Here is a 21,197-nt window from a genome sequence, read left to right as displayed (position 1 = left end):
CCCTCGCGCCGCCCGTCCCGCACCCGATGCCGCCCGGCCCCGAACCTGACTCGCACCCGCACCCCGGGCTGTGCGTCGGCGTCGAGCTCGGCGGGCACGGCGTAGTCGAAGTACCGGTCGAGATGCAGCACCCCTTTGTCGACGAGCACCCGTGCGACGGGCAACTCCCCGGCCAGCGCGGCCCCCCGCCACGTCCGCGGCTTCGCCTTGGGCCCCTTGGCCTGCCGCACACTCTCCCGAATCAGCGCAAGCTGCTCGGGCGGCGCACCCGCCGCCCCGCCGTCCCGTTCCCCGTCCGCGCTGCTCACCCTTGCATTCTTACCAAACGCGACTGACAACGGCCGCCGGCCGCCGCACTCACGTGATCTTCCGGGCCTCGGCGAGGACCTGGACGACGAGGTCCTCAGCGAAGGCCATGTCCTCGTCCGGGTCGCTGTCCCGGAACCGGCCCCCGGCCTCCGAGGCGGCGAACCCGAGCATGAACGTGGACAGCAGCCGCTCGGCCCGCGGAATCCCCTCCTCCGGGAGACCGGCGGCGCGCAGAGCGCCGTAGACCGCATTCCGCGGCCCCACGGCCTCGGGTGTGACCGCCGGGCGCTGAAAGAGCAGCAGGAACAGGTCGGGGTGGCGCCGGGCGGTGGCCCTCATGTTGCGGGCGAGCAGGCGCAGTTGCTCACGCCAGTCGAGTCCGGGACCGGGCACGTCGATCTCCAGCAACAGCCGCTCCACGAGGCCGTCGAGGAGTCCCTGCTTGTCGCCGACGTGCCGGTAGAGCGTCATCGGGTTCACGTCGAGCTCTTGCGCGACGGCCCGCATGGTGACCGCCGACAGCCCCTTCCGGGTCGCCAACTCCCATGTCACGTCCAGCACTTGATCACGACTGATGCGCCGTGGCGTCACTTGACATCCTCCCTCGAAGCTACGTATACAGAGTATACGTATACGTTGTATATATCGAGGGAGCGGCCATGCTGACCGTCAGCGGCCTGTACAAACGATGGGGCCCCGTCCAGGCTCTCGACGGCTTCGACCTGCACATCGAGCCCGGTGAGATCTGCGGTCTGATCGGCCACAACGGCGCGGGCAAGACCACGTTCGCCCGCACGGTCGCCGGTCTGGAGCGGCCCGACGCGGGCTCGGTCCTCGTGGCGGGCGTGGACCTCGCCACCGCCCCTCGCTCCGCACGGAGCCTGATCGGCCTGGCACCCCAGGAGTCGGCCCTCTACCCGACCGCCACCCTGCGCCAGAACCTCCGCCTCTTCGGCGGCCTGGCCGGCCTCCACGGCACCCGACTGCGTTCCGAACTGGCCTCCGTAGCCGATGAGTTGCTCCTCACCGACGTACTCGACCGCCCGATCGCGACACTCTCCGGCGGCCAACAGCGCCGCGCCCAGGCGGCCACGGTCCTCCTCCCCCGCCCCCGCGTGCTGCTGCTCGACGAACCCACCGTGGGCGCCGACCCCACCACCCGCGAAGCGCTGCTACGACTCGTCAGGACCCGCGCCGACGAGGGCGCCGCCATCTGCTACACCACCCACTACCTACCGGAGTTGGAGCACCTGGACGCCACGCTCGCCGTGGCCGCGTCCGGCCGGGTGATCGCCCGCGGACACCGCGCCGACCTCCTCGACGGCCTGCCGGGCGAGGTCACCGTGACGTTCACCGGCGCCGTACCGGAACACCTTGCCCGAACCTCAACTGCCCCCGGGGAACTGCGTCTCAGCACCAAGGACCCGGCCCAGGCACTGGCCCGGCTCCTCCGCGACCTGGGCCCCGACACCGCACGCGTCCGCTCGGCGGCGATCCGCGAACCGTCGCTGGACGACCTCTACCGCAGCCTGGCCGACCGCCGACTCTCCACGGAGACCCACGATGCAGCCTGAACCGGCACCGACAGGGGCCGCCCCCGCCCGCCACACCTGGGTGATGACCCGCCACACCCTCGTCCTGCTCGTCCGGGACCCGGGCACCCCGCTCGCCTACACCGTCATGGCCCTGGTCCTGTTGACCGTGCTCCACCCGGTCTACGACCGTCTGGCCACCCCCGGAACACCCGGCATCGTGCAGGCCGCCCCGGGCATCGCGGTGATGTTCACCCTGCTCGCCCTGGACGTGGCCGGACAACTCCTGCTCTCCGAACGCACCTGGCACACCTGGGACCGCCTCCGCTCCGGCCCGGCGGCGCCCTCCGCGATCCTGGCCGGCAAGTCCCTCCCGCTGATCGCACTGTTCCTGACCCAACAGTCGATGCTGTTCCTCTTCGCGACCGCGGCCTTCGGTTTCCCCCTCACCGCCGGCACCTGGCGCCTCCCCCTGCTGGCCCTCCTCTGGGCGCTGTGCGTCACCTCCTGCGGCCTCGCCCTCGGCGTACACGCCCGCAGCCAGGGCCAGTTGGCCGCCGCCTCCGACATCGGCGCCCTCACGATCACCTGCCTCAGCGGCTGCCTGGTCCCCCTCACCGTCCTCCCCCACTGGGTCTCCACGGTGGCACCCGCGACACCGGGCTACTGGGCCCTGCACGGCTTCCAGGCAGCCGTCACCGGCAACACACAGGCCTACGCCCACTCCGCGGCGGTCATCACCACCATCACGACAGCAGCACTCCTCGTGTCGGCACGCGGCATCCGCCGCTGATCCGGCGGACCCGGCGAACGACGGCGGCTTCGGACGATGAACCCCGCCCTGACAAAACGCCGAGGCCCGGCTCCCCCCAAGGGAAACCGGGCCTCGCAACGGCAATCGCGAACTGGCTGCCCGACTACAGGCCCGCGGCCTTGCGCAGTGCGTCCACGCGGTCGGTGCGCTCCCACGTGAAGTCGGGGATCTCACGGCCGAAGTGGCCGTACGCCGCGGTCTGCGCGTAGATCGGCCGCAGCAGGTCCAGGTCACGGATGATCGCGGCCGGACGCAGGTCGAAGACCTCGTCGATCGCCTTCTCGATCCGGTCCGTGTCCACCTTCGCCGTGCCGAAGGTCTCGACGAAGAGGCCCACCGGCTCGGCCTTCCCGATCGCGTACGCCACCTGCACCTCACAGCGGGAAGCAAGACCCGCCGCCACCACGTTCTTGGCGACCCAGCGCATCGCGTACGCCGCCGAACGGTCCACCTTGGAGGGGTCCTTGCCCGAGAACGCGCCGCCGCCGTGACGGGCCATCCCGCCGTACGTGTCGATGATGATCTTCCGGCCGGTCAGACCCGCATCGCCCATCGGACCGCCGATCTCGAACCGGCCCGTCGGGTTCACCAGCAGCCGGTAGCCGTCGGTGTCGAGCTTGATGCCGTCCTCGACCAGCGCCTTCAGCTCCGCCTCGACCACGAACTCACGGATGTCGGGGGCGAGCAGCGACTCCAGGTCGATGTCGGAGGCGTGCTGCGAGGAGACCACGACCGTGTCGAGGCGGACGGCCTTGTCGCCGTCGTACTCGATGGTGACCTGGGTCTTGCCGTCCGGGCGCAGGTAGGGGATGGTCCCGTTCTTGCGGACCTCCGAGAGGCGCTTGGCGAGACGGTGCGCGAGGAAGATCGGCAGCGGCATCAGCGTGGGCGTCTCGTCGGTCGCGTAGCCGAACATCAGGCCCTGGTCGCCCGCACCCTGCTTGTCGAGCTCGTCGTCGTCGCCCTCCACACGGTTCTCGTACGCCGTGTCGACACCCTGCGCGATGTCCGGGGACTGCGCGCCGATCGACACCGACACCCCGCAGGAAGCGCCGTCGAAGCCCTTCTTCGAGGAGTCGTAGCCGATCTCCAGGATCTTGTCGCGGACGAGCTGCGCGATGGGCGCGTAGGTCTTGGTGGTGACCTCGCCGGCCACGTGCACCAGGCCGGTCGTGATCAGCGTCTCCACGGCGACCCGGGAGGTCGGGTCCTCCCGCAGAAGCGCGTCGAGAATGGTGTCGCTGATCTGGTCAGCGATCTTGTCGGGGTGACCTTCGGTCACGGACTCCGAGGTGAACAGGCGACGGGACACAACGCTCCCTGAGGTTGCAGCGGCTGCTGGCTGATCATTGGCGGACGGACGGGAGCTGCGCCCGACGTCGTCCGAGAACAGTTTATCGGTCGCGGTCGGCAGACGGTCCCCCTGTCTCGCCTCTCGGGAAACCCTGTGACCTGCGGCACGCGCATTTTGCCGAATGCCGAGTGCCGTTGGCCAGAGCCGCCACGCACGAATGTCAGGTTTCAGCGAACTGACAGATGGCTGAAACAAATCAGGAGAGACGGTGTGCGACCAGATCCCACACGATCTCGGCCAGGGCTTCCTTCGGGCCGTGGGGGACGGCGGTCTCGCTGCCGTCGGCACCCAGCACCACCGCCTCGTTCTCCTCGGAACCGAAGGTCTTGCGCTCCCCCACCTCGTTCACCACCAGCAGATCGCACCCCTTGCGCGCCAGTTTGGTACGGCCGTTGGCGAGGACGTCGTCCGTCTCGGCGGCGAACCCGACGACCACCTGTCCGGGCCGGGACCGGTCGGCGGAGATCTCCGCGAGGATGTCCGGATTCCGCACCAGGACGATGGGGTCGGGCTCCTTGTCGTCCTTCTTCTTGATCTTCCCGGCCGCGTACTCGGCCGGGCGGAAGTCCGCGACCGCCGCCGCCATGACGACCGCGTCCGCGTCCGCTGCGGCCTTCAGCACCGCCTCCCGCAGCTGTACGGCGGTCCCGACCGGGACGACGTCGACGCCCGCCGGGTCCGGCAGCCCGGTGTTCGCGGCGATCAGCGTGACCCGGGCGCCCCGGGCGGCGGCGGTGCGCGCGAGGGCGTAGCCCTGCTTGCCGGAGGAGCGGTTGCCGAGGAAGCGGACCGGGTCGAGCGGCTCGCGGGTGCCGCCGGCGCTGACGACGACGTGCCGGCCCTTGAGGTCGGGCCCGGTGACGCCCCGCGCGAGCACCCGGCGGCAGACCTCGAAGATCTCGGCGGGGTCGGGCAGCCGGCCCTTGCCGGTGTCGACGCCGGTCAGCCGGCCGACGGCCGGTTCGATCACCACGGCGCCTCGGCGGCGCAGTGTCGCCACGTTCTCCTGGGTGGCCGGGTGTTCCCACATCTCCGTGTGCATGGCGGGCGCGAAGACGACCGGACAGCGGGCGGTGAGGAGGGTGTTGGTGAGCAGGTCGTCGGCCAGGCCGTGGGCCGCCTTCGCCAGCATGTCCGTCGTGGCGGGGGCCACGACGACGAGGTCGGCGCCTTGACCGATACGCACGTGCGGGACCTCGTGGACGTCGTCCCACACCTCGGTCGAGACGGGGTGCCCGGAGAGCGCGGACCAGGTGGCCGCGCCGACGAAGTGCAGGGCGGCCGCGGTGGGGACGACACGGACGTCATGGCCCGACTCCGTCAGTCTGCGCAGCAGTTCGCACGCCTTGTACGCGGCGATGCCACCGCTGACCCCCAGAACGACCTTGGGCTTGTCCACCGTCTCTCCCCGAACTCGGAAACGTGCGTGCGACCGTGCGATCCGTCGTGCGATCCCGTACGACTCCATGACACACCACAGGCCCGACAGTCGCTGCCGGGCCTGTGGATAAAGCTCTGTGGATAAAGCTCTGTCGCTCAGGTCGCGGGGCCCTCGACGGCCTCGGACGTCAGCAGACCCGCGTTGATCTCGCGCAGGGCGATGGAGAGCGGCTTCTCGTGCACGTGCGTGTCGACGAGCGGACCGACGTACTCCAGCAGGCCCTCGCCGAGCTGGGAGTAGTACGCGTTGATCTGGCGGGCGCGCTTGGCGGCGTAGATCACGAGGCTGTACTTCGAGTCGGTGGCCTCGAGGAGCTCGTCGATCGGAGGGTTGATGATGCCCTCGGGAGCGGTGATGGAAGAGGACACGCTCTGCCTTCCGAAAGATGGGATGAGATCGGAAAAACGATCACACAACTTCCATCAAGGCTAGCAGCTCGCGCGCTACGTCCTCGACGGAGGTGTTGACCAGGGTCGCGTCGAACTCGGGTTCCGCCGCCAGCTCGACCTTGGCCGCGTCCAGGCGGCGCTCGATCACCTCGGGCGGCTCGGTGCCCCGTCCGGTGAGCCTGCGCACCAGCTCCTCCCAGGAGGGGGGAGCCAGGAACACCGAGTGGGCCTCGGACATGGACTCGCGGACCTGCCGGGCGCCCTGGAGGTCGATCTCCAGCAGCACCGGTACGCCGGACTCCAGGTGCTCGAGTACGGCGTCACGCGGTGTGCCGTAGCGATTGCCGGCGAATTCGGCCCACTCCAGCAGCTCGCCGTTGGCGATCAGCTTGTCCATCTCCTCGTCGGAGACGAAGAAGTAGTGGACGCCGTGCTTCTCGCCGGGGCGGGGCCTACGGGTCGTCGCCGACACCGAGAGCCACACCTCGGGGTGTGCCTTGCGCATATGGGCGACGACCGTGCTCTTGCCGACCCCAGAGGGGCCGGAGAGCACGGTCAGCCGCGGACGTACGTCCGGGGGCTCGGGGGTCGTCCCCCGGAATGTTGCAGCCATGCAGCGATTATTCCAGCAATCCCGGTGTGCCCGGGACTCCTGGTCCGGAGTACCCGGACTCAGGAACCAGTGCTGCCGAACTCACGCTCCAGGGAGGCGATCTGGTTGGAACCAAGGCCACGGACACGGCGGCTCTCGGAGATACCGAGTCGCTCCATGATCTGCTTGGCGCGGACCTTGCCCACGCCGGGCAGGGACTCGAGCAGGGCGGAGACCTTCATCTTGCCGATGACGTCGTTCTCCTGGCCCTGCTTGATCACGTCATGCAGGGAGGCGCCGGAGTGCTTGAGTCGATTCTTGACCTCGGCCCGCTCCCGGCGAGCCGCGGCGGCCTTTTCGAGCGCGGCTGCGCGCTGTTCAGGGGTAAGGGGCGGAAGAGCCACGCCTACGTCACCTCGGATGTCGAACTGTCGGATACGGACCGGTGAGGAACCTAGTCGCCCCACACCTGGGGAGCTACGAGCAACACGCTTGCCCGTTGACTCTGCTCGGAGACTAGCGGCCAGGGACGCCAGAGTCAGCGAGAACTGAGGAAAAGTCCTGGTCAGCCTGCACCAGGCCGGACATTTCCGACATAACGCCCCGGATTTGAGGATGTATTCAGACTCAAGTCGCTCCGGAGCGGGTCGTCGAGCCACTCATCGGAGGACTCGATCGACCCGTTCGAACACCTCAGACGGTCGCAAAGGCGACGCGGATCTCCTCCGCGAAGCGATCCGAGGCCGCTCGAAGCGCTCCCGCGTCGGGACCGTGACGTAGAACACCCCGGCTCACGTTCGGGACGACATTGCGCAGCACCGCTCCGAAGACCCCCGGAAGATCGGCCGGAGTGGCCCCCTGCGCCCCGATGCCGGGCGCGAGGATCGGACCGTCGATGGCGAGGTCGTACGACGACAGGTCGCCCAGCGTGGCGCCGACGACGGCCCCGAAGGAGCCCAGCGGCTCCTCCCCCTCGTTCTCGGCGGCCAGGTGGGCCAGCATGGTCGCTCCGATGTTCCGGCCGTCCGCGCGGACCGCGTGCTGTACCTCGCCGCCCTCCGGGTTGGAGGTCAGCGCGAGCACGAAGAGGCCGGTGCCGCTCTCCCGCGCCAGTTCGATCGCCGGGGCGAGCGAGCCGTAGCCGAGATACGGGGAGACGGTCAGCGCGTCGGAGAACAGCGGCGAGTCCTTCCGGAGGAAGGACTCGGCGTACGCGGCCATGGTCGAGCCGATGTCGCCGCGCTTGGCGTCCATCACGACCAGCGCGCCGGCCGCGCGCGCCTCCTCGACGGACTTCTCCAGGACGGCGATCCCGCGCGAGCCGAAGCGCTCGAAGAAGGCGCTCTGCGGCTTGAGGACGGCGACCCGGTCCGCCAGCGCCTCGACGACCGTGCGGCTGAACCGCTCCAGGCCGGCGATGTCGTCGTTCAGGCCCCACTCGGTGAGCAGCGAGGCGTGCGGGTCGATGCCGACGCAGAGCGGGCCGCGCTCGTCCATGGCTCGCCTCAGCCGTGCGCCGAAGGGTTCGAGAGGGCTCATACCGGCTTCCTTACGTCGGCGCCGACCGCGTCGGCCAGGGTGGCGTACGGGCTCGTGCGCAGGCGCGCAGCGAGGCCTTTGTGGATGGCTCGGCCCCAGAAGGGCCCTTCGTAGATGAAGGCGCTGTAGCCCTGCACGAGGGTGGCACCGGCGAGGATGCGCTGCCAGGCGTCCTCCGCGTTCTCGACGCCGCCGACGCCCACGAGGGTGATGCGGTCGCCCACGCGCGCGTAGAGGCGGCGCAGTACCTCCAGGGAGCGAGCCTTCAACGGTGCTCCGGAGAGTCCGCCGATCTCCTTGACCACTGAAGGTTCGGATTTCAAACCGAGGCCCTCGCGCGCGATGGTCGTGTTCGTGGCGATGATCCCGTCCAGGCCGAGTTCCACAGCGAGGTCGGCGACCGCGTCCACGTCCTCGTCCGCGAGGTCCGGGGCGATCTTGACCAGGAGCGGGACGCGGCGGTCGGTCACCGCGCGATCGGCGGCTTCGCGAACCGCGGTGAGCAGTGGGCGCAGTGCCTCCGTCGCCTGGAGGTTGCGCAGCCCGGGCGTGTTGGGCGACGAGACGTTGACGACGAGATAGTCGGCGTGCCGGGCGAGTCGCTCGGTCGACTTCACGTAGTCGCCGACGGCCTCCTCCTCGGGTACGAGCTTGGTCTTGCCGATGTTGACGCCCACGACGGTCCGGAAGACCGCCTCACGAGCCGCCAGTCGGGCCGCCACGGCCGCGGAGCCCTCGTTGTTGAAGCCCATGCGGTTGATCAGCGCGCGGTCCGGCACGAGGCGGAACAGCCGCTTCTTGGGGTTGCCGGGCTGCGGCTCCCCGGTGACCGTGCCGATCTCGACGTGGTCGAAGCCGAGCATCGACATGCCGTCGATGGCGACCGCGTTCTTGTCGAAGCCGGCCGCGAGCCCGAACGGACCGTGCATGCGCAGCCCGAACGCCTCGGTCCGCAGCTCCTCGAACCGGGGTGCTAGGGCGGCGGCAACGAACGTGCGCAGTACGGGGATGCGGACGGCCAGCCGGATCCAGCGGAAGGCGAGGTGGTGGGCCTGCTCCGGGTCCATCCGTTTGAAGACGAGGTTGAAGAAGATCTTGTACATGGTGTCCTCATGAAGAGGGGGACACCGTTTCCGGTGTCCCCCTCTTCAGCGCTAGTCGCGGGCCGCGGTCAGGTGTTGTGCGTGTTCCTGGAGTGAACGCACGCCCACGTCACCGTGGTTGAGGGCGTCGATGCCCTGGACGGCGGCGGCGAGCGCCTGGACCGTCGTCAGGCACGGGACCGACCGGGCCACCGCCGCCGTACGGATCTCGTAGCCGTCGAGGCGGCCTCCGGTGCCGTACGGGGTGTTGACGATGAGGTCGACCTCGCCGTCGTGGATGAGCTGGACGATGGTCTTCTCGCCGTTCGGGCCGACACCCTCGGACTGCTTGCGGACGACCGTCGCGTTGAGGCCGTTGCGCTTGAGGACCTCGGCGGTGCCGGAGGTGGCGAGCAACTCGAAGCCGTGGGCGACCAGTTCGCGAGCCGGGAAGATCATCGAGCGCTTGTCGCGGTTGGCGACCGAGATGAACGCGCGGCCCTTGGTGGGCAGCGGGCCGTACGCGCCCGCCTGGGACTTGGCGTACGCCGTACCGAAGACGGAGTCGATGCCCATGACCTCGCCGGTGGAGCGCATCTCCGGGCCGAGGACCGTGTCGACGCCACGGCCGTGGATGTCGCGGAAGCGCGACCACGGCATGACGGCCTCCTTGACGGAGATGGGCGCGTCCAGCGGGAGTTCGCCGCCGTCGCCGTGGGCCGGGAGCAGCCCCTCGGCGCGCAGTTCGGCGACGGTCGCGCCCAGCGAGATGCGGGCGGCGGCCTTCGCGAGCGGTACCGCGGTCGCCTTCGAGGTGAAGGGGACCGTGCGGGACGCGCGCGGGTTGGCCTCCAGGACGTAGAGGATGTCGCCGGCCATCGCGAACTGGATGTTGATCAGTCCGCGGACCCCGACTCCCTTGGCGATGGCCTCAGTCGACGTCCGCAGGCGCTTGATGTCGAAGCCGCCCAGGGTGATCGGCGGCAGGGCGCAGGCCGAGTCGCCGGAGTGGATGCCGGCCTCCTCGATGTGCTCCATGACACCGCCGAGGTACAGCTCCTGGCCGTCGTAGAGCGCGTCCACGTCGATCTCGATCGCGTCGTCCAGGAAGCGGTCGACCAGGACCGGCCGGGACGGGCTGATCTCCGTGGACTCGGCGATGTACGACTCCAGGCGGGTCTCGTCGTAGACGATCTCCATGCCGCGTCCGCCGAGGACGTACGAGGGGCGGACGAGGACCGGGTAGCCGATCTCGTCGGCGATCGCCTTGGCGCCCACGAAGGTGGTCGCCGTGCCGTGCTTGGGGGCCGGGAGGCCGGCCTCCGCGAGGACCTGGCCGAAGGCGCCGCGGTCCTCGGCGGCGTGGATCGCCTCGGGCGGGGTGCCGACGATCGGGACGCCGTTGTCCTTGAGTGCCTGCGCGAGGCCGAGCGGGGTCTGGCCGCCGAGCTGGACGATCACGCCCGCGACCGGGCCCGCCTGCTGCTCCGCGTGGACGATCTCCAGCACGTCCTCGAGCGTGAGCGGCTCGAAGTACAGGCGGTCGGAGGTGTCGTAGTCCGTGGAGACGGTCTCGGGGTTGCAGTTGACCATCACGGTCTCGTAGCCCGCGTCGCTCAGCGCGAAGGAGGCGTGGACGCAGGAGTAGTCGAACTCGATGCCCTGGCCGATGCGGTTGGGGCCCGACCCCAGGATGATGACTGCGGGCTTCTCGCGCGGGGCGACCTCGTTCTCCTCGTCGTAGGACGAGTAGAAGTACGGCGTCTTCGCGGCGAACTCCGCGGCGCAGGTGTCGACCGTCTTGTAGACCGGGCGGATGCCCAGCGCGTGCCGGACCTCACGGACGACGTCCTCGCGCAGTCCGCGGATCTCGCCGATCTGCTGGTCGGAGAAGCCGTGCCGCTTGGCCTCGGCGAGCAGCTCCGGGTCCAGCTTGTCGGCGGCGGCCAGCTCGTCGGCGGTCTCCTTGATGAGGAAGAGCTGGTCGACGAACCAGGGGTCGATCTTCGTGTACTCGAAGACCTCCTCCTGGGTGGCGCCCGCGCGGATCGCCTGCATGACGGTGTTGATCCGGCCGTCGGTGGGCCGTACGGCCTCTTCGAGGAGCTGGGTCCTGTCGCCGGGCTCGCCGACGAAGGTGAACTGGCTGCCCTTCTTCTCCAGGGAGCGCAGTGCCTTCTGGAAGGCCTCCGTGAAGTTGCGGCCGATGGCCATGGCCTCGCCGACCGACTTCATGGTGGTGGTGAGGGTGGAGTCGGCGCTCGGGAACTTCTCGAAGGCGAAACGCGGGGCCTTCACGACGACGTAGTCGAGGGTCGGCTCGAAGGAGGCCGGGGTCTCGCGCGTGATGTCGTTCGGGATCTCGTCGAGGGTGTAGCCGACGGCCAGCTTCGCGGCGATCTTGGCGATCGGGAAGCCGGTCGCCTTGGAGGCGAGGGCCGAGGAGCGGGACACGCGCGGGTTCATCTCGATGACGATGACGCGGCCGTCGACCGGGTCGATCGCGAACTGGATGTTGCAGCCGCCGGTGTCGACGCCGACCTCGCGGATGATCGCGATGCCGACGTCCCGCAGGTTCTGGTACTCGCGGTCGGTCAGCGTCATCGCCGGGGCGACGGTGATCGAGTCGCCGGTGTGCACGCCCATGGGGTCGAAGTTCTCGATGGAGCAGACGACCACGACGTTGTCGTTCTTGTCGCGCATCAGCTCCAGCTCGTACTCCTTCCAGCCGAGGATGGACTCCTCCAGGAGGACCTCGGTGGTGGGAGACAGGGTCAGCCCCGTGCCCGCGATACGGCGCAGCTCCTCCTCGTCGTGCGCGAAGCCGGAGCCCGCGCCGCCCATGGTGAAGGAGGGACGGACGACGACCGGGTAGCCGCCGAGCGTCTCGACGCCCGCGATCACGTCATCCATGGAGTGGCAGATGACCGAGCGGGCGGACTCGCCGTGCCCGATCTTCTGGCGTACGGCCTCGACGACTTCTTTGAAGAGGTTGCGGTCCTCGCCCTTGTTGATGGCCTCCACGTTGGCGCCGATCAGCTCGACGCCGTACTTCTCCAGGGTCCCGGCCTCGTGCAGCGAGATCGCGGTGTTGAGCGCCGTCTGGCCGCCCAGGGTGGGCAGCAGGGCGTCCGGGCGCTCCTTGGCGATGATCTTCTCGACGAAGTCCGGGGTGATCGGCTCGACGTAGGTGGCGTCGGCGATCTCCGGGTCGGTCATGATCGTCGCCGGGTTGGAGTTGACCAAGATGACGCGGAGGCCCTCGGCGCGCAGGATGCGGCAGGCCTGGGTGCCGGAGTAGTCGAACTCGGCGGCCTGGCCGATGACGATCGGGCCGGAGCCGATGACCAGGACGGACTGGATATCGGAGCGCTTAGGCACGCTGGCCCTCCATGAGAACTGTGTCCATCAAAGACGTGAAGCGGTCGAACAGGTAGGCGGCGTCGTGCGGGCCTGCGGCCGCCTCGGGGTGGTACTGGACGCTGAACGCCGGCCGGTCGAGCAGCCGCAGCCCCTCGACGACCTGGTCGTTCAGACAGACGTGGGAGACCTCGGCGCGGCCGTAGGGGGTCTCGGAGACCTTGTCGAGGGGCGCGTCGACGGCGAAGCCGTGGTTGTGCGCGGTGACCTCGACCTTGCCGGTCGTACGGTCCTGCACGGGCTGGTTGATGCCCCGGTGGCCGTACTTCAGCTTGTACGTGCCGAAGCCGAGCGCGCGGCCCAGGATCTGGTTGCCGAAGCAGATCCCGAAGAGCGGGGTGCCGCGCTCCAGGACGGCCTGCATGACGGCGACGGGGTGGTCGGCGGTGGCGGGGTCGCCGGGTCCGTTCGAGAAGAAGACCCCGTCGGGCCGTACGGCGTACACGTCCTCGACGGTCGCGGTGGCCGGGAGCACGTGCACCTCGATGCCGCGCTCGGCCATGCGGTGCGGGGTCATGCCCTTGATGCCGAGGTCGACGGCGGCGACGGTGTACTTCTTCTCGCCGATCGCGGGGACGACGTAAGTCTCCTTGGTGGCGACCTCCGCCGACAGGTCCGCGCCCGCCATCTCGGGGGCCTCGCGCACCTGGGCGAGCATGGCGTCCTCGTCGGGCAGCGTGGCGCCCGAGAAGATGCCGACGCGCATCGCGCCGCGCTCGCGCAGATGACGGGTCAACGCGCGCGTGTCGACGCCGGAGATCCCGACGACACCCTGGTTGCGCAGTTCCTCGTCGAGGGAGCGGCGGGAGCGCCAGTTGGACGGCACGCGCGCGGGGTCGCGCACGACGTAACCGGCGACCCAGATGCGGGCCGACTCGGGGTCCTCGTCGTTGACGCCGGTGTTGCCGACGTGCGGGGCGGTCATCACGACGACCTGGCGGTGGTACGACGGGTCGGTCAGGGTCTCCTGGTAGCCGGTCATGCCGGTGGAGAACACGGCCTCGCCGAAGGTCACCCCCACGGACCCGTAGGCACGGCCGCGGAAGATCCGGCCGTCCTCCAGGACGAGTACGGCGGGAACCTTGGCGGCTCCCCTGGTGGAGGTGGTCATCGTGCGCCTTCCGTGTCGGTCGTCTCGAGACTCTTGTTGATCATGCTGTTCAGGGTGTCGACCCACTCGGTGTGCTCGGCCGCGGTGTCGGACCGGAACCCGGAGTCGATCAGCCGGTCGCCGTGTGCCCACGTCACGACCAGGAGGCCGCCCTCGCTGAGGACCTTCCCGGCGATGCCCTTGCCGAGCAGGGCCTCGCGCAGCGCCCCGGCCGGGATGAAGAAGTCGGTGGCTCCCGGTCGTACGACATCCAGGCCGGCCTCCGTCAGGGTCAGCTCGACCCTGCTGCGGGTGCCCAGGCCGTGCGCCACGATGCGGTCGAGCCACTGCCCGGCGGTGGTGGAGCCGTGGTAGCGACCGCTCATCGTCAGTTTCACCTCGCCGGGCTCTTCCGGCGCGGCGGGCAGCTCGGGCAGGTCTCCCTGAAGGGTGCCGCGCCACTTCCAGCCCTCGCGCATCAGCCAGTAGACGAGCGCGATGAACAGCGCGAGGCCGACGAGCCAGCCGATACGGGCCGCCCAGTCGGTCACCGGGGCGGACTTCTCCCCGGCCGCGAGGTGGGTCAGTTGCAGTGGTGTCACGTGAGCTTCCCGTCGACGAGCGTGGCCTTGCCCCGGAGCCAGGTGTGCGTCACACGGCCCGGCAGCTCACGCCCCTCGTACGGGGTGTTGCGACTGCGCGAAGCGAAGCCCGCGGGGTCCACCGACCCACGGTATTCCGTGTCGACGAGCGTGAGGTTGGCGGGCTCACCAGCCGAGACGGGACGGCCGTGCCCCACCGCCCGCCCGATCTCGGCGGGCTTGGCGGACATGCGCTCGGCGACCCCGGCCCAGGTGAGGAGCCCGGTGTCCACCATGGTCTCCTGCACCACTGACAACGCGGTCTCCAGGCCGACCATCCCCATGGCGGCGGCGGCCCACTCGCAGTCCTTGTCCTCGTGCGGGTGCGGGGCGTGGTCGGTGGCGACGATGTCGATCGTGCCGTCCGCGAGCGCCTCGCGCAGGGCCAGCACGTCCCGCTCGGTGCGCAGCGGCGGATTGACCTTGAAGACCGGGTTGTAGGAGCGCACCAGCTCATCCGTGAGGAGGAGGTGGTGCGGGGTGACCTCGGCGGTCACGTCGATGCCCCGGGACTTGGCCCAGCGGACGATCTCGACGGAACCCGCGGTCGACAGGTGGCAGATGTGGACGCGGGAACCGACGTGCTCGGCGAGCAGGACATCCCGGGCGATGATCGATTCTTCGGCCACCGCCGGCCAGCCCCCGAGCCCGAGTTCGGCGGAGACGACGCCCTCGTTCATCTGGGCGCCCTCGGTGAGCCGCGGCTCCTGCGCGTGCTGGGCGACGACTCCCCCGAAGGCCTTCACGTACTCCAGCGCGCGGCGCATGATCACCGCGTCGTCGACGCACTTGCCGTCGTCGGAGAAGACGGTGACCCCGGCAGCCGACTCGTGCATGGCGCCCAGTTCGGCGAGCTTCTTGCCCTCCAGACCGACCGTGACGGCACCGATGGGCTGCACATCGCAGTACCCGTGCTCCTGGCCGAGCCGGTAGACCTGCTCGACGACACCGGCGGTGTCGGCGACGGGGAAGGTGTTGGCCATGGCGAACACGGCCGTGTAGCCGCCGCTGGCGGCAGCGCGGGTACCGGTGAGGACGGTCTCGGAGTCCTCACGGCCGGGCTCGCGGAGGTGGGTGTGCAGGTCGACGAGACCGGGGAGGAGGACCTTCCCATCCGCCTCGACAACCTCAGCACCTTCGGCGCTCAGGCCGACGCCCACGGCCGCGATCTGCGAACCGTCGATCAGCACGTCCTGCGGCTCGCCGCCGAGGATCTTCGCACCACGGATCAGGATCTTGCTCATGTGACTTACTTCTCCTCGATGCGGGCGTGGCTGACGGCGGGTTCGTTGCCGCCCAGAAGCAGGTAGAGCACGGCCATCCGGATGGACACTCCGTTTGCGACCTGCTCGACTACGGTGCAGCGGTCCGAGTCGGCGACCTCGGCGGTGATCTCCATGCCCCGGACCATCGGCCCCGGGTGCATCACGATCGCGTGCTCGGGCATCTTCGCCATGCGGTCGCCGTCGAGGCCGTAGCGCCGCGAGTACTCGCGCTCGGTCGGGAAGAACGCGGCGTTCATGCGCTCGCGCTGGACGCGCAGGAGCATCACCGCGTCGGACTTGGAGAGCGTGCTGTCGAGGTCGTAGGAGACCTCGCAGGGCCAGGCCTCGACGCCGACCGGCACCAGGGTGGGCGGGGCGACCAGGGTGACCTCGGCGCCGAGGGTGTGCAGCAGGTCGACGTTCGAGCGGGCGACACGGCTGTGCAGGATGTCGCCGACGAGCGTGATCCGCTTGCCGGCCAGGTCCTGCCCGAGCCCGGCGTCCCGGCCGACCAGTCGGCGGCGCATGGTGAACGCGTCCAACAGGGCCTGCGTCGGGTGCTGGTGGGTGCCGTCGCCGGCGTTGATGACGGCCGCGTCGATCCACCCGGAGGTGGCGAGCCGGTACGGCGCTCCGGAGGCACCGTGCCGGATGACGACCGCGTCGACGCCCATGGCCTCCAGGGTCTGGGCGGTGTCCTTCAGGGACTCGCCCTTGGAGACGCTCGACCCCTTGGCGGTGAAGTTGATGACGTCGGCGGAGAGGCGCTTCTCAGCGGCCTCGAAGGAGATACGCGTGCGCGTGGAGTCCTCGAAGAAGAGGTTGACCACGGTACGGCCGCGCAGGGTCGGCAGTTTCTTGATCGGCCGGTCGGCGACCCGGGCCATCTCCTCGGCGGTGTCGAGGATCAGGACGGCGTCGTCGCGGGAGAGGTCGGCGGCCGAGATGAGATGACGCTGCATCTGTCAGGCTCCGTAAGGCAGTTCGCGAAAGAGGGAGATTCCGGGCAGACGGGGGCACGCCGAACCGGCGTACGCCCTTCCGTCCGCTACGGGGTCTGCTTGGCGCCGAGCAGCACGGTGTCGCGACCGTCCTCCTCGGCGAGCTGGACCTTGACCGTCTCCCGCAGCGACGTGGGGAGGTTCTTGCCGACGTAGTCGGCGCGGATGGGCAGTTCGCGGTGGCCTCTGTCGACCAGGACCGCGAGCTGCACCGCGCGGGGGCGCCCGATGTCGTTCAGGGCGTCCAGGGCGGCGCGGATGGTGCGGCCGGAGAAGAGCACGTCGTCGACGAGGACGACCAGACGGCCGTCGATGCCGTCACCGGGGATATCGGTGCGGGCCAGCGCGCGCGGCGGGTGCATGCGCAGGTCGTCGCGGTACATCGTGATGTCGAGGGAGCCGACCGGGATCTTGCGGTCGGTGATCTCCTCGAGCTTGACGGCGAGCCGCTGGGCGAGGAAGACGCCCCGGGTCGGGATGCCGAGGAGCACCACGTCGTCGGCGCCCTTGGCGCGCTCGACGATCTCGTGGGCGATGCGGGTCAGGACCCGCGCGATGTCGGGGGCCTCGAGAACGGGCCGGGCATCGGAGTCGTACTGCTGCTGGGTGTCCATAAGAAACGGACCTCCTTCTCCGCCTCACGGGACGGACCTTAAAGGACGTCGGATTTGCGCCATCCACGTTAGCAGGCCGGGGCGACACCCCTGATCACCCCTATGGAGTAATCGGACACCGCTACCACGGAAGAGCCGGTGCGGACCATTCGGCTTGACGCGGGAGCGTAACGCTGCGTAACCTCACAGTGAGTTACCAGCCGCGCGGGGCGGAAACACTGCAACCGCGTCGACACAGTGTCCGGGAGCTATATGTCCAGCGAATACGCCAAACAGCTCGGGGCCAAGCTCCGGGCCATCCGCACCCAGCAGGGCCTTTCCCTCCACGGTGTCGAGGAGAAGTCACAGGGACGCTGGAAGGCGGTCGTGGTCGGGTCGTACGAGCGCGGCGACCGTGCCGTGACCGTGCAGCGCCTCGCCGAGCTGGCGGACTTCTACGGGGTTCCGGTGCAGGAGCTGCTGCCGGGCACCACGCCGGGCGGGGCCGCCGAGCCGCCGCCGAAGCTGGTCCTCGACCTGGAGCGGCTGGCCCACGTGCCCGCCGAGAAGGCCGGCCCGCTGCAGCGCTACGCGGCGACGATCCAGTCCCAGCGCGGCGACTACAACGGCAAGGTGCTGTCGATCCGCCAGGACGACCTGCGCACACTCGCCGTCATCTACGACCAGTCCCCCTCGGTCCTCACCGAGCAACTGATCAGCTGGGGCGTGCTGGACGCGGACGCGCGTCGCGCGGTCTCCCACGAGGAGAACTGAGCAGCTCAGCCCGAGCCGCTCCACGCCTGAGCAGAAACGTGCCGCCGGGGTGGCCGGAACTTCACCGTTCCGGCCACCCCGGCGGCTTTCTGCGGGCCTCAGGGGCCTCATGCGTACGGGAACGCCCGAAGATGCGTACGGGAACGCCGGAGGGCCCGCAGCGGTCGTGCTGCGGGCCCTCCGGCGTTTTCCGGACGGACTCTCGTCCTGCTCCGGACCGACTCTCGTGCGGCTCGTACTGCTTACACGCGTGCTGCTCGTACTGCTTCCGCCCGTACTGTCGTACTGCTTCCGCCCGTACTGCTTACGCCTCGTCCCGGCGCAGCGAGGGCTTCAGGTCCTTGAAACGGCCCAGCAGGCCGTTGACGAACGAGGGCGACTCGTCCGTCGAGAACTCCTTGGCCAGCTGCACCATCTCGTCGAGGACGACCGCGTCCGGGGTCTCGTCGGCCCAGATCAGCTCGTAGGCGCCGAGGCGCAGGATGTTGCGGTCCACCACGGGCATGCGGTCGAGCGTCCAGCCGACCGAGTACTGCGCGATGAGCTCGTCGATGCGGCGCGCGTGCTGCGCGTACCCCTCGACCAGCTCCATCGTGTACTCGCTGACCGGCGGCTGCCGGGTGTCGTCCCGGGAGAGCCGGATCCAGTCCGCGAGGACCGTGGTGACGCCGACTCCGCGCTGGTCGCCCTCGAAGAGGATCTGGAAGGCGCGCTTGCGGGCCGTATTGCGGGCAGCCACGGTTAGCTGTTCACCCGGCCGAGGTAGTCGCTCGAGCGGGTGTCAACCTTGATCTTCTCACCGGTGGTGATGAAGAGCGGAACCTGGATCTGGTAGCCGGTCTCCAGGGTGGCGGGCTTGGTGCCACCGGTGGAGCGGTCGCCCTGGACGCCGGGCTCGGTCTCCTGGATGGTCAGCTCGACGGCGGCCGGCAGCTCGACGAAGAGCACCTCGCCCTCGTGCTGGGCGACCGTGGCGGTGAAGCCCTCGATCAGGAAGTTGGCGGCGTCGCCGACGGCCTTGCGGTCGACCATGAGCTGGTCGTAGGTCTCCATGTCCATGAAGACGAAGTACTCGCCGTCCATGTACGAGAACTGCATGTCGCGCTTGTCGACAGTGGCCGTCTCGACCTTGACGCCGGCGTTGAACGTCTTGTCGACGACCTTGCCGGAGAGCACGTTCTTGAGCTTGGTGCGCACGAAGGCAGGGCCCTTGCCGGGCTTGACGTGCTGGAACTCGACGACGGACCAGAGCTGGCCCCCGTCGAGCTTGAGCACCAGGCCGTTCTTGAGGTCGTTCGTGGAAGCCACGGTTGCGGAATCTCCTGGACTGACGTGGACGACCCCGGGGCACGCGCACAGCTCGAAAAGCTAGAGCGCGAGCAGCTCCTTGGTCGTGATGGTGAGTAGCTCGGGTCCGCCGTCCGCCTCAGGGCGCACGACGAGCGTGTCATCGATCCGGACACCGCCCCGGCCCGGGAGGTGAACCCCCGGTTCGACGGTGACCGGCACGCAAGCGTCCAGTTTACCCATGGCCGCGGGGGCCAACTGCGGCTCCTCGTCGATTTCGAGCCCGACACCGTGCCCGGTGAGGGCCGCGAGGCCCTCCGAATACCCCGCGGAGTCCAGCACCTGGCGGGCCGCGCGGTCCACGTCCCGATAGGCGGCGCCGGGGGCCAGAGACTCCCGTGCGGCGCGCTGGGCGGCGAAGACGAGGTCGTACAGCTCGATCTGCCAGTCCGCGGGCGAGGTGCCGATGACGAACGTACGGCCGATCTCGCAGCGGTATCCGCGATAGGTGGCGCCGAGGCAGACAGAAAGGAAATCTCCTTCCTCGACCCGGCGATCGGTCGGCCGGTGGCCGCGTCTGCCCGAGTGCGGGCCGGTGGCGACGGAGGTGGCGAAGGCCGGCCCGTCCGCGCCGTGGTCGACGAGCCGTCGCTCCAGTTCGAGGGCGAGATGGCGTTCGGTGCGGCCGACGAGGATCGACTCCAGCAGCTCTCCGAGGGCCTGGTCGGCGATCTCGGCGCCGATTCTCAGACAGGAGATCTCCGCCTCGTCCTTGACGACCCTCAGCTGCTCGACCGCGCCGCCGATATCGGTGAGGCGCAGCGTCGGCGCGACCGAGCGGAGGGCTCGGTGCCTGGTCACGGTCAGGTGGTGTTCTTCTACGGCCATGGATTCGGCGCCGGTCGCCGACGCCAGGTCCGCGGCGGCTACGGCGGGGTCGCCGCCCGGGGTGGAGAGTGCGTGGACGCGGAGGGTCTCGTCGGGGCGGCCTGCCGGCGGGCGCTCTTCCCATGGGCCGGTGCAGACCAGGAGGTCTTCGCGCTTGCCCAGCAGCAGGACGGTGCCCTGCGGGGCCGGACCGGCCAAGTAGTGCACGTTGGCTGGGTTGGTGACCAGCGTGGATTGGCTGCCGCCGGCCTGGGCTCGGTCTCTGAGCCGTGCTCGGCGGGCTGCGTAGACCTCTGACATGAGACGAGCGTAGGAGCGGTGGCCGGATTGTGCTGGCTGGGAGGGTGCCGTTCGGGGGACAGGGTGCGGATGCGTGGGGGCTGGTCGCGCCCACGCGGCGGAGCCGCACATGTCACAGCCCCGAGCCTCTTGGGTGGGACGACTCGCCCGTGATCACCAGCTCGGCGGGCTTGCTATCGACCTCGCCAGGACGTCGTTCAGCACCTGGGCCGTCTGCTGGACGTCCATCTGGGAGTTGTCGATGATCGGGAGGCCCGAGCCGTACCAGCCGGCCATGCGGCCGTGGATGCGGGCGACCTCCTCGTCGGTGAGGCGGCGGTTGCCGGAGCGTTCGGCGTTGCGTTCCAGGACTATCTCCAGGCCCGGGAGGAGGACGACCGGGAGGAGGCCGGGGCCCACGTGGCGTTTCCAGCCACCTAGGCCGACGACCGGGCGATCGGGGAAGACCGCGTCGTCGAGGATGCAGGAGATGCCGTTGGCGAGGAAGTTGCGGGCGGCGAAACCGCAGGTGCGGCGGGCCAGGCGGTACTGGGCCTCGGAGTGGTCGTTCCAGCCGGACTGGGGGTCGGCGAAGCCGGAGCGGACCCATTCGCGGACGTCGTCGAGGCTGATGTGGGCCGTGGGAACCCGGCGGTGGTCGGCCCAGTACTTCGCGACGCTCGTCTTGCCGGCGCCTGCGGGGCCGATGAGCAGCACCGCGAGTGTCGTGGAGGTCGGGTCGGGGGACGCCGTGGCGGGCGGGGCGCTGGGCATGGGCACGGGACCGCCCGGCGGGAGCTGGACGTGGCCGGTGGTGTCCGGCGCGTGGCGCGGGAGCGTGTGCGGCACCGGCGGCGAGGTGGGCGCGAAGCCCGGGGCCGGTGGCGGGGGTGGCACGGGTGCCGGG

The 21,197-nt window shown here is 69.7% G+C and carries 21 protein-coding genes and 1 pseudogene; 3 read left to right on the top strand and 19 right to left on the bottom strand.

Translation table 11 applies throughout. From position 1 onward, the window contains the following. A pseudogene (locus JHN63_RS28515) lies at window positions 1-308 on the bottom strand (primosome assembly protein PriA); the annotation flags it as partial. A 49-nt stretch (window positions 309-357) separates the two neighbouring features. Beyond that, window positions 358-900 carry a TetR/AcrR family transcriptional regulator C-terminal domain-containing protein gene (locus tag JHN63_RS28510; RefSeq protein ID WP_307782006.1) on the bottom strand — a complete coding sequence of 181 codons (543 nt, stop codon included), beginning with the start codon at window positions 898-900 and terminating at the stop codon, window positions 358-360. Window positions 901-968: 68 nt separating this feature from the next. Between JHN63_RS28510 and JHN63_RS28505 the strand changes: the two genes are divergently transcribed. After that, window positions 969-1,883 (top strand): ABC transporter ATP-binding protein, encoded by a 915-nt coding sequence (locus JHN63_RS28505; protein WP_200685943.1) that lies wholly within the window; start codon window positions 969-971, stop codon window positions 1,881-1,883. Then, window positions 1,873-2,634, top strand: coding sequence for an ABC transporter permease (locus JHN63_RS28500; protein ID WP_200685942.1), 762 nt, complete (start codon window positions 1,873-1,875; stop codon window positions 2,632-2,634). The genes JHN63_RS28505 and JHN63_RS28500 overlap by 11 nt, the downstream gene beginning before the upstream one ends. A 124-nt stretch (window positions 2,635-2,758) precedes the next feature. Here JHN63_RS28500 and metK read toward each other — a convergent pair whose 3' ends face one another. From metK to pyrR, 13 genes are all read right to left on the bottom strand, one after another. Continuing rightward, on the bottom strand, window positions 2,759-3,967 hold the full coding sequence (metK, locus tag JHN63_RS28495; protein ID WP_200685940.1) for a methionine adenosyltransferase: 1,209 nt from the start codon (window positions 3,965-3,967) through the stop codon (window positions 2,759-2,761). Between the two features lie 238 nt (window positions 3,968-4,205). Further along, entirely contained in the window at window positions 4,206-5,408 is a 1,203-nt protein-coding gene (coaBC, locus tag JHN63_RS28490; RefSeq protein ID WP_200685938.1) for a bifunctional phosphopantothenoylcysteine decarboxylase/phosphopantothenate--cysteine ligase CoaBC, read from the bottom strand. A 137-nt stretch (window positions 5,409-5,545) separates the two neighbouring features. Further along, window positions 5,546-5,818: a DNA-directed RNA polymerase subunit omega gene (rpoZ, locus tag JHN63_RS28485; protein WP_019059732.1), complete on the bottom strand. Its 273-nt coding sequence runs from the start codon at window positions 5,816-5,818 to the stop codon at window positions 5,546-5,548. Between the two features lie 40 nt (window positions 5,819-5,858). After that, window positions 5,859-6,452, bottom strand: a complete 594-nt coding sequence (gene gmk / locus JHN63_RS28480) for a guanylate kinase (protein WP_200685936.1) — start codon at window positions 6,450-6,452, stop codon at window positions 5,859-5,861. A gap of 59 nt (window positions 6,453-6,511) precedes the next feature. Further along, window positions 6,512-6,835 carry an integration host factor gene (locus tag JHN63_RS28475; protein ID WP_019059734.1) on the bottom strand — a complete coding sequence of 108 codons (324 nt, stop codon included), beginning with the start codon at window positions 6,833-6,835 and terminating at the stop codon, window positions 6,512-6,514. A 289-nt stretch (window positions 6,836-7,124) separates the two neighbouring features. Then, on the bottom strand, window positions 7,125-7,970 hold the full coding sequence (gene pyrF / locus JHN63_RS28470; RefSeq protein ID WP_200685934.1) for an orotidine-5'-phosphate decarboxylase: 846 nt from the start codon (window positions 7,968-7,970) through the stop codon (window positions 7,125-7,127). Continuing rightward, a complete protein-coding gene (locus tag JHN63_RS28465; RefSeq protein WP_200685932.1) occupies window positions 7,967-9,073 on the bottom strand; it encodes a quinone-dependent dihydroorotate dehydrogenase in 1,107 nt (368 codons plus the stop codon). Before JHN63_RS28465 ends, pyrF begins: the two co-directional genes overlap by 4 nt. Window positions 9,074-9,124: 51 nt before the next feature. Continuing rightward, a complete protein-coding gene (gene carB / locus JHN63_RS28460; RefSeq protein ID WP_200685930.1) occupies window positions 9,125-12,433 on the bottom strand; it encodes a carbamoyl-phosphate synthase large subunit in 3,309 nt (1,102 codons plus the stop codon). Next, window positions 12,426-13,583, bottom strand: a complete 1,158-nt coding sequence (carA, locus tag JHN63_RS28455) for a glutamine-hydrolyzing carbamoyl-phosphate synthase small subunit (RefSeq protein WP_200685920.1) — start codon at window positions 13,581-13,583, stop codon at window positions 12,426-12,428. Before carA ends, carB begins: the two co-directional genes overlap by 8 nt. Further along, on the bottom strand, window positions 13,580-14,164 hold the full coding sequence (locus JHN63_RS28450) for a hypothetical protein (RefSeq protein WP_200685909.1): 585 nt from the start codon (window positions 14,162-14,164) through the stop codon (window positions 13,580-13,582). The genes carA and JHN63_RS28450 overlap by 4 nt, the downstream gene beginning before the upstream one ends. Further along, window positions 14,161-15,447, bottom strand: a complete 1,287-nt coding sequence (locus JHN63_RS28445) for a dihydroorotase (RefSeq protein ID WP_200685907.1) — start codon at window positions 15,445-15,447, stop codon at window positions 14,161-14,163. Before JHN63_RS28445 ends, JHN63_RS28450 begins: the two co-directional genes overlap by 4 nt. A gap of 5 nt (window positions 15,448-15,452) precedes the next feature. Next, entirely contained in the window at window positions 15,453-16,430 is a 978-nt protein-coding gene (locus JHN63_RS28440) for an aspartate carbamoyltransferase catalytic subunit (RefSeq protein ID WP_200685905.1), read from the bottom strand. A gap of 86 nt (window positions 16,431-16,516) precedes the next feature. Beyond that, a complete protein-coding gene (gene pyrR, locus JHN63_RS28435) occupies window positions 16,517-17,083 on the bottom strand; it encodes a bifunctional pyr operon transcriptional regulator/uracil phosphoribosyltransferase PyrR (RefSeq protein ID WP_200685902.1) in 567 nt (188 codons plus the stop codon). Window positions 17,084-17,335: 252 nt separating this feature from the next. On the opposite strand from pyrR, the gene bldD reads away from it, so the two are divergent. Next, entirely contained in the window at window positions 17,336-17,836 is a 501-nt protein-coding gene (bldD, locus tag JHN63_RS28430) for a transcriptional regulator BldD (protein WP_019059743.1), read from the top strand. 304 nt (window positions 17,837-18,140) lie between these two features. Here the strand turns inward: bldD and nusB are convergent, their stop codons facing one another. The 4 genes from nusB to JHN63_RS28410 form a co-directional block, all read right to left on the bottom strand. Continuing rightward, window positions 18,141-18,575 (bottom strand): transcription antitermination factor NusB, encoded by a 435-nt coding sequence (gene nusB / locus JHN63_RS28425; RefSeq protein WP_043683949.1) that lies wholly within the window; start codon window positions 18,573-18,575, stop codon window positions 18,141-18,143. Between the two features lie 2 nt (window positions 18,576-18,577). Then, on the bottom strand, window positions 18,578-19,144 hold the full coding sequence (gene efp, locus JHN63_RS28420) for an elongation factor P (RefSeq protein ID WP_043683951.1): 567 nt from the start codon (window positions 19,142-19,144) through the stop codon (window positions 18,578-18,580). A 60-nt stretch (window positions 19,145-19,204) separates the two neighbouring features. Continuing rightward, window positions 19,205-20,311, bottom strand: a complete 1,107-nt coding sequence (locus tag JHN63_RS28415) for an aminopeptidase P family protein (protein WP_200685900.1) — start codon at window positions 20,309-20,311, stop codon at window positions 19,205-19,207. Between the two features lie 153 nt (window positions 20,312-20,464). Then, the coding region (locus tag JHN63_RS28410; RefSeq protein ID WP_234477844.1) for an AAA family ATPase at window positions 20,465-21,197 on the bottom strand (733 nt) is incomplete at its 5' end.

Origin of the sequence: Streptomyces sp. MBT65, assembly GCF_016612545.1 — a bacterium.
Lineage (GTDB): Bacteria > Actinomycetota > Actinomycetes > Streptomycetales > Streptomycetaceae > Streptomyces.
The sequence above is the reverse complement of the archived record's forward strand: the minus strand, read 5'-3'. Positions and strand labels throughout refer to the sequence as shown.